Raw genomic sequence first — 13,441 nt, forward strand, 5'->3', positions numbered from 1 at the left:
AGGGCTGGGGTTGGGGGTGTGGTCGGGAGCTTATGACGGTGTGGCAGGCTTGTGGTTGCGTTGGTATGACGGCGAGGGGACTTGGTTAGCAACGCGCCAGGAGCGGGCTGACCTTGCTGATCAACGAGCGGAACAGGAACGACTCCGGGCGGAACAGGAACGCGCACGAGCCGAACTAGCTCAAGCTCAAGTTGAGCAGGAACGACTCCGGGCCGAGCAGGAACGGGCACGGGCCGAGCAGTTGGCGGCGCGATTACGAGCCTTGGGCATTGATCCGGAGACATAGCCACCATACACTACTAGGCTGACGTAGACGTGAACACCTTGGTTTGCTGGCATACAAGTATCCAGAACAAGCCATGCCATTTAAACCCATCGGATGCCCCAGGAGGTGGTTTGGTTGTGTCTCTCCCTATGACCCGCCCATTCTTGAAGACCCTTGGCACGATCGCCCTTATCCTGTTGTGTGGAGGGGCGATCGTCGCCTTGCAACTGCCCCTGCTAACGACCTTACGCCAACAGCAAACCTCCTCCCTGGCCAGCCTACAACGCCAGTCAGCGATCGAAAAACAACGCCTACAGGTCTTGCAACACCTGCCCACCTTCGGCTTTGACAACCTCATGGCCGATTGGGTCTTCCTGAACTTCCTGCAATACTTTGGGGATGACGAGGCCCGTGCCCAAACCGGTTATGACCTTAGCCCAGAGTATTTTGAAGTCATCGTGCGGCGTGATCCACGCTTTGTACGGGGCTATTTGTTCCTCTCCCAAAGCACCTCCCTGTTTGCGGCCCTTCCCAAACGGACGATCGCCCTAATGGAACGGGGGTTGAGCACCCTCACCCCGCAGATCCCCCCCAATTCCTACTATGTATGGCGCTATAAGGGCATTGATGAACTCCTGTTCCTGGGGGATGCCCAAGCCGCCCAGCACTCCTTCCGCCAAGCGGCGGACTGGGCCAGCCAGCATCCCGATCCAGAAAGTCAGCAGGTCGCCCAGCTATCCCGCAGTATGGCAGACTTCCTGGCCGAGAATCCCCGTAGCCAAAGTGCCCTCGTCGGGGCCTGGTCAATGGTGTTACAAAGTGCTGTAGACAATCGCACCCGCGATCGGGCGATCGCCCAAATTAAGGAACTCGGCGGTACCTTTGAAACCGATGGCCAGGGGCGAATCATCATTCGCTTCCCGCCAAAACCCACGCCCACGCCTACCCCAACCCCAGCATCCATCCCCCAAGGCAGTTCATGAGGCAGTCACAGAAAATGTCAAGCTTAAGTTAATATTAGTTAACATCTAAATTAATCTTGATAGCTCCCAGATGGGAATACCTATCTTCTGGACGTTCAGCGTCCCTTGTTAGACCAATAGCCAAGACAACTAACCAGGAGGATCATCCCGGTGAATAAGCGGTGGAGAAATGCAGGGCTGTACGCACTGTTGGCGATCGTGGTCATCGCCCTAGCGACGGCCTTTTTTGACAACAACCAGGCCCAACCCAATAAAACCTGGACCTATAGTGAATTCGTCCATGCCGTGGAGCAGGGTCAACTGGAAGGTACGGTGAATATTAGCGCCGATCGCTCCCAGGCCATGTTTACGGCCCCGGATGGTAGTGGCAAGGTGCTGGTCAACCTGCCCAATGACCCCGATTTAATCAATATCCTGACCAGCAACAACCTGGATGTGAAGGTTCTCCCCCCGTCCGATGACGGGACTTGGCTGCGTGCCCTGAGTGGTCTGTTTTTCCCGATCTTGCTCCTGGTGGGGCTATTCTTCCTGCTGCGGCGTGCCCAAAATGGTCCCGGTAGCCAAGCGATGAACTTTGGCAAGTCGAAGGCGCGGGTGCAGATGGAGCCGCAAACCCAGGTCACTTTTAATGATGTCGCCGGGATTGACCAGGCCAAGTTGGAACTGACCGAAGTGGTGGACTTCCTCAAAAACGCCGATCGCTTCACGGCAGTGGGGGCCAAAATTCCCAAGGGCGTGCTGCTGGTGGGACCGCCGGGGACGGGCAAAACCCTGCTGGCCCGTGCGGTCGCTGGCGAAGCCGGGGTCCCCTTCTTCTCAATTTCCGGTTCCGAATTTGTGGAAATGTTCGTCGGGGTCGGGGCCTCGCGGGTGCGCGACCTGTTCGAGCAGGCCAAATCCAATGCCCCCTGTATCGTGTTTATCGATGAAATTGATGCCGTAGGTCGCCAACGGGGGGCCGGTCTCGGTGGCGGCAACGATGAGCGGGAACAAACCCTGAACCAGTTGCTCACGGAGATGGACGGCTTCGAGGGCAATACTGGCATCATTATCATTGCGGCTACGAACCGGCCCGATGTGTTGGATGCCGCCCTGTTGCGCCCCGGTCGCTTTGACCGGCAGGTGGTGGTCGATCGCCCCGATTATGCCGGACGCTTGGAAGTCCTGCGGGTCCACGCCCGTGGCAAAACCCTGGGTAAGGATGTGGATCTCGAAAAAATCGCCCGTCGCACCCCTGGCTTCACCGGGGCCGATTTGTCCAATCTGCTGAATGAAGCGGCGATTTTGGCAGCCCGCCGCAATCTGACCGAAATTTCGATGGATGAGATCAATGATGCGATCGATCGCGTCCTCGCCGGTCCCGAAAAGAAGGATCGGGTGATGAGCGAAAAGCGCAAGCAGTTGGTGGCCTACCACGAAGCCGGTCACGCCCTCGTCGGTGCCCTGATGCCGGACTACGATCCGGTGCAGAAGATCAGTATTATTCCCCGTGGTCGCGCCGGAGGGTTAACCTGGTTCATGCCCAGTGAGGATCGGGTGGATACGGGTCTCTACTCCCGTGCCTATCTGCAAAACCAGATGGCCGTCGCCCTGGGCGGTCGCGTAGCGGAAGAAATTGTCTTTGGCGAAGAAGAAGTCACCACCGGGGCCTCCAACGATCTGCAACAGGTGGCTCGTGTCGCCCGTCAGATGGTCACCCGCTTTGGCATGAGCGATCGCCTGGGTCCCGTCGCCCTCGGTCGAGCGCAGGGGAATATGTTCCTGGGCCGTGATATTGCGGCGGAACGGGACTTCTCAGAAGAGACGGCAGCGGCGATCGATGATGAGGTGCGCAACCTAGTCGATCAAGCCTACCGTCGCTGTAAGTCGGTGCTGCTGCAAAACCGTCAGGTCCTCGATCAGTTAGCAAACATGCTGATTGAGAAGGAAACCGTGGACGCGGAAGAATTGCAAGCCCTACTGGCCGACAGCGACGTGCAAATGGCCGCGATCGCCTAAGACGGCGGGTGACGCCTGTTCTGCTAGGGCAGTCCTGTCAGGCTGAATAAAACGCTGAACGCAAACATCCCTTTGGTGGTCTAACTAGGGGGATGTTTTGTTGTCCGACATTGCCCTGGGGATAGTTTCAACACCCCGCGATCGCCCATGCTGCGGCAGGGAGTGGCAAGGGAGGCAGGAATCTGTCTCAGTGGGGATTTCAGCCCTGTGCCCAGTTTTACCGACCTCCTGATGGCGATACCGTCGCTCTAGGGCACCTCGAAAAATACAATTTTCGCAACTGTGGTGCCACGCCCTCATCAGGGGGTGAGGCGAGCAGCTCCAGCACCTCAATTAATCGAGGTTCCCTATACAGTAAGAGAGCAGTTCTATGGCGCGATCGCAGAGGCAGCCCATGTCCTACTGGCTGATGAAATCGGAACCGACAGTGTATAGCATTGCCGACCTGGCACGGGATGGCACCACGATCTGGGATGGCGTGCGCAACTACCAGGCCCGGAACTACCTGCGCCAGATGCAACCGGGCGATCTCGCCTTTTTCTACCACTCCAATGCCAACCCGCCAGGGATTGTGGGCCTCATGCAGGTGGTGGCAACGGGATTGGATGACCCCAGCCAGTTTGATCCCAACAGCCCCTACTATGATCCGAAAGCCACGCCCGCAGAGCCACGCTGGCAAACGGTACGGGTCGAATTTGTCAAAACCTTTGCCACCCCCCTCAGCCTGGATACCCTGAAGCAAACCTTCACCCCCGAAGAACTGCCCGTGGTCCGCCGGGGCAATCGCCTATCGGTCCTACCCGTGGCGATCGCCGTCGCGGAACGGTTGTTAGCGATACAGGGGACAGCAACGAATTAATACTTGCTTTTCTGCGTTCATCCGCTAGAATCTAGCAGAACCACGACGAGATCAGGGCCAACTTGTTTCCTTCGGAAAAACTCTAGATTTCGATCCTGCTCAAATCTAAAAGTAAGCTGCTATGCTGTTGCTTCAAACCCGCCCCTATACGGGTCGCAAGCATTATCAGTAGTGAACTTGGGTGATGCTGCTGGATATGGCGGGTTGACTGGCTTCTCGGTTCTTAATCTCACAACCTCACGCCCAATTCCACTTGCGCGTTAGCCCTTTGTTTTAATGACAACTGTGCCCCTTCCTCGACAGCCTTCCCCCTCCTTTGAGCGGACTGAAGATGGTCCCTTGAGGGAAGAGTCGCCAGTGGCGGTGCTTAAGGAGCTGGTGGCCCGCCTTCAGCGTGAGCAAAACAAGATTCAAGACCTCCTCAGCTCGCTGGGGTATGCGCTGCGGAGCTTTCGGAACCTGAACCAGTTTTTGGAGCTGATTCCGCTCATGGCAACCCGGGTGACGGATGCCGATGGCGGTGTGTTGGTGCTGTTCCAAACCAATGGCCCCAATGGCCAAATGCGCCTTGAACGTTGGCATTGCCCCAATACAGTGGAGTGTCAACATATTCGCCAATCCCTGGAGGCGGCGGCCCGCCAACTGAGTGTGCCCTTTTCCCCGTCTGCCCCCCTGGCCCCCGCGATCACCCGCCTTGAACATCAAATGAATGGTTGGCTAGGCCCGGATACCCAGCTATTTGGTACGGCGATCGTCGTCAAAAATCGCGAACGGGGGCGGCTCTACGTCTTCAGCCTTGATCCGGACTATAGCTGGACCCAGACTCGGCAAAAGCTGGTGCGTCTGGTGGCCGATCAAACGGCGGTGGCGATCGAAAACGATGAACTCACGGTGGAACTGCGCAAGAAGGAGCGCATGGACCGAGAGTTGGAAATTGGGGCCGAAATCCAACTGCAACTGTTGCCCCGCCAGTGTCCCACGATTGAAGGGGTGCAATTGGCGGCTCGCTGTGAAACCGCCAATCGGGTGGGGGGGGATTATTACGATTTTGTTCCGGCTAACTACGATCGTGTGCCCCAACGGAAAGGGGGCCATGAAAAAGGTAAGTGGAGCATTGCGATCGGGGATGTGATGGGCAAGGGCGTTCCGGCGGGGTTGATCATGACCATGCTCCGGGGAATGTTGCGGGCGGAAGTGCTCAACGGGCATACCCCCGATCGTATTTTGCAGCACCTCAACCACGTCATGTACACCGACCTAGAGAACTCGAACCGCTTCGTCACCCTGTTCTATTCTGAATATGACCCCCTGACCCGCCGCTTACTCTACAGTAACGCGGCCCATAATCCCCCCATGCTGTGGCGGGCGACCAGCGACGAGATTGTCCGTCTGGATACCCTGGGGATGTTAGTCGGGCTAGATGTCAATACCCAGTATGAAACGGGCGAGACGCAACTCAATCCGGGCGATGTGGTCATTTTCTATACTGATGGCTTTACCGACGCCGCCAACCAGAACGGGGAGCGCTTCGATGAAGAAAATTTACTCGTCGCCTTCCGGGATGCCTGCCATCGCTATCAAAATCCGCAGGCTATTTTGGAGGTGCTGTTTAGCCGGGTGAAGCAATTTATTGGTCCCAGCAGTCGCAATGCCGATGACATGACGCTGGTAGTGATGAAGGTTAGCGAGGCGGTGGCCACACCGGTCAATCCCCCGACTACGCTCACCCGCCGCTAGGATTATCCAGCCCTAGGGAGACTGTGCTAAATTGCATGGTCAAGAACAGTTTGTCACTGATCAGTATCATTACTCAAGACCCTTACCCAAGACGACTACTTCAGGACTATTACTTCAGGAGAGCGCAGCAATGGCGGTTGAACTTTTAGCGATCGATCTCGGTACCGTACACCACACCCTAACCCACAGTGCTGATCTCCTCCAGGCGGGGTTACCAGCGGCAGGGTCCCATGCCCTAATCCCTGACGTGATCACCTCCCACGCATCTCTCCTAGCCCAACAATTCAACCAGGACGTGTTTGCCGACATCCGCAAAGGCTTCAACCACTTTGTGCAAACAGGGCAAGTGTGGGCCATGTTAATCGGCTTTGTGTTGGGTTACCTCTTCAAAAGTGCCACTTCTTATTAATACTCAGTCGATCGCGCCGTTGTGGGTGGGGTAGGCATCCTGCCTGCCACTGAGGGGGGAGGCATCCTGCCTGCCACTGAGACAGCCGAGACGGCTATCCCACGCATCGACTTATACGCGCCGTGCCTTGGTGATGCGGTGGTGCATCTCACCCGCCCCCATAGCCCACCCCTAGCTCCCTACCCTATTCCCTTCAAACAGAGAGTCCTTTACCGTGTCGTCCCCCACCCCCGCTTCAACCTGGAGCCAACGCTTTGAAACTGCCCTCCATCCGGTTATCGCTGCCTTTAACGCCAGCATCGGCTTCGACATTGCCCTCATCGAGTACGACCTGACCGGCTCGATCGCCCATGCCCAAATGCTGGGCCATACGGGCATTATTTCCCCCGCAGAAGCCGCGCAACTGGTCACAGGCCTCGAGCAAATCCGTCAGGAATATCGCCAGGGACACTTTCAACCGGGCATTGAGGCCGAAGATGTCCACTTTGCCGTTGAACGGCGGCTAACCGAGCTAGTCGGTGATGTGGGCAAAAAACTCCACACGGCCCGATCGCGCAATGACCAGGTGGGTACCGATACCCGCCTGTACCTCCGGGATCAGGTGCGCCAAATCCAGGCCCAATTACTCGCCTTCCAACAAGCCCTGCTGGACCTAGCCGCACAGCACATTGAAACCCTGATTCCCGGCTACACCCACCTGCAACGGGCACAACCCCTCAGCCTTGCCCACCACCTGCTGGCCTATGTAGAGATGGTGCAGCGGGATTGGGAACGCCTGGAAGATGGCTATAAGCGGCTGAATATGTCCCCCCTCGGCTGCGGTGCCCTGGCCGGGACCACCTTCCCCATCGATCGCGCCTACAGTGCCCAATTGCTGGGGTTCGATCGCGTCTATAGCAACAGCCTGGATGGGGTGAGCGATCGGGACTTTGCCGTGGAGTTTCTCTGTGCCGCCAGTTTGATCATGGTCCACCTCAGTCGCCTGTCGGAGGAGGTGATCCTGTGGGCATCGGAGGAATTCGGCTTTGTCACCCTGCGGGATAGCTGCTCGACCGGATCGAGTATTATGCCCCAGAAGAAAAACCCGGATGTACCCGAATTGGTGCGGGGCAAAACCGGGCGGGTGTTCGGTCACCTGCAAGCCCTGCTCGTCCTGATGAAGGGGCTACCCCTGGCCTACAACAAGGATCTCCAGGAGGATAAGGAAGCCCTGTTTGATGCGGTGAATACGGTCAAGGGTTGCCTCGCGGCGATGACGATCCTGTTCCAGGAGGGCCTAGAGTTCCAGCCCAGTCGGCTCCTGGCGGCGGTCGAATCCGATTTCGCCAATGCCACCGATGTGGCGGATTACTTGGCGGCGAAGGGAGTGCCCTTTCGGGAAGCCTATAACCTGGTGGGCAAGGTGGTGAAAACCTCCCTGGCCCAGGGCAAGCTGCTCAAGGATTTGACCCTCGACGAATGGCAAGCCCTGCATCCTGCCTTTGCCGAGGATATCTACGCCGCGATCGCGCCGCGTCAGGTCGTCGCCGCCCGCAACAGCTTCGGGGGGACAGGGTTTGCCCAAGTACGGCAGGCATTGGCCGCTGCCCAGGCACGGCATCAGGCACTCGCCTGCGGGGAAGCATAAAGTGGGTCGGGGAGGCGGACGTGATATCGATGGCCCTCACCCCAACCCCTCTCCCTCAGGGAGAGGGGCTTCAAGCCTTGCTCTTGACCTGACTCCCCCTCGCCCCTTGTGGGTCTTGTCTACATATCGCGTTTTTGCATTCTCCCTACTTGCTCTTGACCTGACTCCCCCTCGCCCCTTGTGGGAGAGGGGGCTGGGGGGTGAGGGCCATAGTCCCAAAAAAATTTTCCCCAGGAGTGATCGATTTTGCGCAACGGATGGGTAAGTTACACCCAGGAGTTAGAAGTTACCGATTTCCACCCACTGACAAGGAGACGAACCCTTATGAAGACCGAACTGAAAGCCAAATTCTTGCAGCACATGGTTAAGAAGCAAGACAAAGAAGCTGGCTTCACCCTGATCGAACTGCTGGTGGTTATCATCATCATCGGTATTCTGTCCGCTATTGCCTTGCCCTCCTTCCTGAACCAAGCCAACAAGGCCAAGCAATCGGAAGCCAAGACCTACACTGGCTCCATGAACCGTGCCCAACAAGCCTACTTCCTGGAAAACTCGGCCTTCGGTCCCAACATGGAAGTTCTAGGCGTAGGTATTGCGACCTCAACGGTCAACTACCAATACAAAATTGTGCTGGCTAATAACGGTGCAACCAATGCCAACGCAGCCGCTCAAGGTGAGTCCTTGAAGCCCGCGTTGAAAGCCTATGTGGGTCTGGTTCAGTTGGGTCAAGTCGCTGCGACCAGTGAAGCCACCACCCTGGCGGTCCTCTGCGAAAACAACGCCGCCGGTGCAGGTTTCGCCGCAGTCCCGACGACCACTCTCACCGGCCCGACCTGTGCGAGTGGTACCGCTGCGATCATCAAGTAATCCAGCTTGCGTGCCAGCAGCGTAACTTAGGTCCTTTGACGGAGGTGGGTAGCAATGTCTATCCGCCTCTTGCTATTTTGATAGGAATATCACCGTAACGATTGATGCCAATTCCAGACGTTTTCCTTGCGACTCTGCTCCAACCCATTGAAACGGCTTTACAACAGGAGAGCTATGGAGAGGTTGTCCGTTACTGTGAAGAACAACTAGTAGAAAATCCCGAATGCCTACCCCTCTATGGGTACCTGGGGTTAGCCCTTCTGCTTCAGGGGCAGGAGGCTGAAGCCCAAATGAGTTGGCTGGTGGGGTTGGAGGCGGCGCAGGGCCGGGAAGGCGAGCGCGGGATCGAAACGTTAGTCACCCTTTTAAGCACCGAGGCCGATCGGCAGGAAGCCGCAGAACACTGGCCAATGGCTTGGACGATTCGGCAACATATTCGGGAGATAGATGCTGCCAATATCGCGAATCTCTTGCGGCTGATTCACTGCTCCCTCCAGGCTGGCACCTTTGCGGGTGAATTCCTCAGTGAATGGGGAATTATCGCGACGCTCCAGGCCCACGAGAGTGTGGAACTGAGTCCGGAGCAAGTGTTCCCGCTACTCAAACAAATCTTTGAAGCCGATCCCTACCATCCGGCTTGTCTGGAATTTGCGGCGCTGTGTTTTCGCCATTGCCCGCAAATCTCAACGCGGACTGCGGATATTGTACAACTCACCCTAAATCTAGCCAAAGTCCGCAGGCGACCAGATTTGGCCATTGTTCTTTCTGAGAGCTATCTGGAAATTGATCCAGATAATCGCAATCTGATCCGTGCCCTGGCCACCCAATATCAAGATGCTAAGCTGTACGAACAGGGAATTGCAATGGCGCAACGGTGCTATGATCTAGCGCCCAGTTTAATTGAGAAAGTGTTTGCTAACCACCTACTCACACGCGGCGTGCTAGGTACAGGGGGACGCTGGGCCGAAGGTTACACCCTGCTCCAGCATCAGGAGTCCCTTTTAAATCAGGTTTTGGCCGCTCCCGCCGATGAGATTAGTATCGATAGCGGTGCATTATTCTTAACAAATTCCACCTTCTTTTCCCCTTATTTTCAGGATACCCCTCGCCACAATCATGACCTGCGCAGGCGGGTAATGCAACGATTCCAGCAAATCGTAGAACGGGATCTAGCATTGCATGAACTGCAAGCGGATCATCACTGGCAGCGGCGATCGCCCGCACAACGCAGTCCTCAAAAGCGTCCCCTGAAGGTGGGCTATCTTTCCTATTGCATGACCACCCATTCCGTCGGTTGGTTGGCACGGTGGTTGATTCAGCATCACGATCGCCAATGTGTTGAACTCTACGGCTATTTTATTAACTACCGTGAGGTTTATGATCCTATTCAAGCCTGGTATACCGAGCAAATGACCCACGTGCGGCGGCTAGGGACAAATCCGGGCGAAATAGCGATGCAGATTTATCAAGATGGGATTGATATTTTGGTGGATTTGGATAGCATCACCCTGGATATTACTTGCCAGATTATGGCCGTCAAACCAGCGCCCATTCAGATCACTTGGCTCGGCTGGGATGCTTCGGGGCTGCCAACGGTTGACTATTTTATGGCTGATCCCTATGTGCTACCGGAGAATGCCCAGGATTATTATCAAGAAAAAATCTGGCGTTTGCCCCAGACCTATATTGCAGTTGATGGGTTTGAAATTGGGGTGCCCGATCTGCGTCGCGATACCCTAGCCATTCCCGCTGATGCCGTTGTCTACTTAACGGGACAAAGCGGCCCCAAGTGGAATCCCATGATTACCCGCTTACAACTGCAAATTTTGCAGGCGGTTCCTGATAGCTATTTTCTCATTAAAGGCTTAGCCGCTGATCCCGCCATTCAACAGACCTTTTGTGCCATTGCGGAGGAGATGGGCGTGAGTCGCGATCGCCTGCGTTTTCTCCCTCCGGCCCCTAATGAAGCCACTCATCGCGCTAATTTAGGTATTATCGATGTAGCCCTCGATACCTATCCCTACAATGGTGCGACCACAACCTTGGAGACGCTTTGGGTTGGCATTCCCTTAGTCACGCGGGTGGGGGAACAGTTTGCGGCTCGCAATAGTTATACGATGCTGGTGAATGCGGGGATTGAGGAAGGGATTGCTTGGACAGACGAGGAATATGTCGAATGGGGGATTCGATTCGGTATGGAACCCGAACTACGGCAAAAGGTTAGTTGGAAATTGCGCCAATCCCGGCAAACCGCCCCCCTCTGGGATGCCCGTCAGTTTGCACGGGATATGGAAAGCGCTTATCAACAAATGTGGGAGATCTATTGTTCATGTCAGCCTTCCTAGATCCTGAGATTGACCTACCTCCCTTAGCTGAAAGTGTCCCGGCATTGATTGCATCGGGTGATTATGGGCAAGCGTGTCAGATTTTGGAAGGTGCGATCGCTGAGCATCCAGAAATTAGCGCACTGGGAGTTTATCTTGGCATTGCTTATCTGCTGAATGGCGATGAATCGGAAGCCTATTTAACCTGGATGTTGTGTCTAGAAGCGGCAACTGAGGCTGAACTAGAGCAGCGGCATCATGGGTTAGTCACCGTTTTAGAAACCGTGGCGCAACAAGAGAAATCTCTGGACAACGATCGCAATGCTTGGTTAATCCGAAAATATTTGCGAGAATTTCATCCGGAAGATATTCGGAACACCCTCAAGCTGGTGCAATTAGCGATCGCGACTCAAACCTATGACAGTGATGAAGTTGACGACTGGTTTAACGCGCTTGATTTTGCCATCCTCTCTCCTAATCTCAACCTTCAAGACGAATTACTAATTACCCTAAAAACCCTTTTAGAAAATACCCATTGGGATGAGACCACCCAAAACTTTCTCACTCAGATTTTACGATCTACCGATGAGCCAAGGCGTTTCTCTAATCTCGTCCTAACGGCGGCAATTAAGTTTGCCTATGCAGGTCAATACAAAATCGCGATCGATTTAATTGAAAGCTATCTGAACTTCGATCCAGGTTGTCTGTCACTTAAATTGCATTTAATCATCTATTATCGCGAAGATAAGCAATTTCAAAAATCAATTGAAACAGCAAAATTGTGTTATGAACAGGCGACATTCCTGGTCGATCGTATTTTTGCGACTAATGAACTGCTTTATAGTCTCATCAATGAAGGAAATAGTTGGGATGAAGCCTTAGATTATCTCAATGTACATCAGGACTTACTTCAGGAAATTATTCAATCCAATCCGAAAACTCTGACACCTTATAACGTCAGTATTTTAATGTATGCTAGTTTCACACTTCCCTATTTTCGTGATTCTCTTATAAAAAATCGTGCCTTGCAAAATGAAATTCTAAAAATTTGTCAAACCAATTTAGATATTTGCTCTCAGAAGACACTGGGGCAAGATCATCTTGCTCTTGCAAGCGATCGCGCCTTTAAGGGACGGATTAAACATCAGAAAAAATTAAAAATTGGATACTTATCCCACTGTTTCAGAACCCATTCCGTTGGCTGGCTCGCTCGTTGGTTGATGGCTTTTCATAATAAGGAGAATTTTGATCTGTTTGCCTACTCAATTCGTCCCAAGTTAAACGAAACGGATCAAGTTACAGCGTTTTACCAATCTGTTATTCCTAATTTTAAGACCCTTGTAATGAGCGGTGATCAGTATCATGACTATCTTGATATTGCCAAGGAAATCTATGCCGATGACATCGATATTCTGGTTGATCTAGACAGTATTACCCTTGATCTAAGCTGTAAAGTCTTGGCCACCAAACCGGCTCCGATCCAAGTATCCTGGCTCGGCTGGGATGCCCCCGGCTTACCAACGGTAGACTACTTTATTGCTGATCCCTACGTCCTGCCAGAATACGCCCAAGACCATTATCCTGAAACCCTGTGGCGGCTCCCCCATAGCTACATTGCGGTAGGAGGATTTGAACTCGGTGTGCCAACCCTACGCCGTAGCGATCTCGATATTCCCAGCGAAGCTGTGGTCTATTACAGCAGCCAAAACGGGCGTAAGCGCCATCCTGATATGATTCGCCTCCAGATGAAAATCCTGAGCGAGGTTCCCAATAGTTACTTCTTGATCAAGGGCGTTGCAGATGAGGCTAAGATTAGGGAATTATTTGCTAGCCTTGCAGAGGCTGAAGGGGTGAGCTGCGATCGCCTGCGGTTCCTCCCTGCCGCCCCTACTGAAGCCATCCATCGGGCTAATTTAGGCATTGCCGACATAGTATTAGATACCTATCCCTATAACGGCGCAACTACGACATTGGAAACACTTTGGGTTGGCGTTCCTTTGGTCACTCGCGTGGGGGAACAGTTTGCCAGTCGTAATAGTTATACGATGTTGGTGAATGCAGGGATTGAAGAAGGGATTGCCTGGACGGATGCGGAATATGTCGAATGGGGGATTCGATTCGGTAGGGAACCTGAACTACGACAAAAAGTAAGTTGGGAATTAAAACGATCAAGGCATTTAGCTCCCCTGTGGAATGCCCGTCAGTTTGCACGGGATATGGAAGCAGCCTATCAGCAAATGTGGGAGCAGTATGTTACTGCCCATGAGGATTAGAAATTAGTCAGTATCCAAGTGGAGGCTACTAGAAATAGGATGAAGCTAAATTCAGAGGGTAAGTCAGTAACATGGTCCTTCGAGAGTTAATTCTTAAAA

General features: G+C 54.1%; 9 protein-coding genes and 1 pseudogene. All 10 read left to right on the forward strand.

What is annotated here, in order from left to right; all coding sequences use genetic code 11:
• Positions 1-286: pseudogene (locus ACWIUF_RS20375) on the forward strand (Uma2 family endonuclease); the annotation flags it as partial.
• Positions 287-414: 128 nt separating this feature from the next.
• Positions 415-1,248: a hypothetical protein gene (locus ACWIUF_RS20380; protein ID WP_448574374.1), complete on the forward strand. Its 834-nt coding sequence runs from the start codon at positions 415-417 to the stop codon at positions 1,246-1,248.
• A gap of 150 nt (positions 1,249-1,398) precedes the next feature.
• Positions 1,399-3,246: an ATP-dependent zinc metalloprotease FtsH3 gene (gene ftsH3, locus ACWIUF_RS20385; RefSeq protein ID WP_448574375.1), complete on the forward strand. Its 1,848-nt coding sequence runs from the start codon at positions 1,399-1,401 to the stop codon at positions 3,244-3,246.
• Positions 3,247-3,616: 370 nt separating this feature from the next.
• Positions 3,617-4,105 carry an EVE domain-containing protein gene (locus ACWIUF_RS20390; protein ID WP_448574376.1) on the forward strand — a complete coding sequence of 163 codons (489 nt, stop codon included), beginning with the start codon at positions 3,617-3,619 and terminating at the stop codon, positions 4,103-4,105.
• A gap of 276 nt (positions 4,106-4,381) precedes the next feature.
• Positions 4,382-5,842, forward strand: coding sequence for a PP2C family protein-serine/threonine phosphatase (locus ACWIUF_RS20395; protein WP_448574377.1), 1,461 nt, complete (start codon positions 4,382-4,384; stop codon positions 5,840-5,842).
• Between the two features lie 130 nt (positions 5,843-5,972).
• Complete coding sequence (locus tag ACWIUF_RS20400; RefSeq protein ID WP_448574378.1) at positions 5,973-6,251, forward strand: hypothetical protein; 279 nt, start codon at positions 5,973-5,975, stop codon at positions 6,249-6,251.
• 214 nt (positions 6,252-6,465) lie between these two features.
• Entirely contained in the window at positions 6,466-7,878 is a 1,413-nt protein-coding gene (argH, locus tag ACWIUF_RS20405; RefSeq protein ID WP_448574379.1) for an argininosuccinate lyase, read from the forward strand.
• A gap of 324 nt (positions 7,879-8,202) precedes the next feature.
• Positions 8,203-8,745: a type IV pilin-like G/H family protein gene (locus ACWIUF_RS20410; protein WP_448574380.1), complete on the forward strand. Its 543-nt coding sequence runs from the start codon at positions 8,203-8,205 to the stop codon at positions 8,743-8,745.
• Between the two features lie 104 nt (positions 8,746-8,849).
• Positions 8,850-11,090 (forward strand): O-linked N-acetylglucosamine transferase, SPINDLY family protein, encoded by a 2,241-nt coding sequence (locus ACWIUF_RS20415; RefSeq protein ID WP_448574381.1) that lies wholly within the window; start codon positions 8,850-8,852, stop codon positions 11,088-11,090.
• Entirely contained in the window at positions 10,976-13,342 is a 2,367-nt protein-coding gene (locus ACWIUF_RS20420) for an O-linked N-acetylglucosamine transferase, SPINDLY family protein (protein WP_448574399.1), read from the forward strand. Before ACWIUF_RS20415 ends, ACWIUF_RS20420 begins: the two co-directional genes overlap by 115 nt.
• Positions 13,343-13,441: the final 99 nt, after the last annotated feature.

It is taken from the genome of Trichothermofontia sp. (assembly GCF_053493415.1).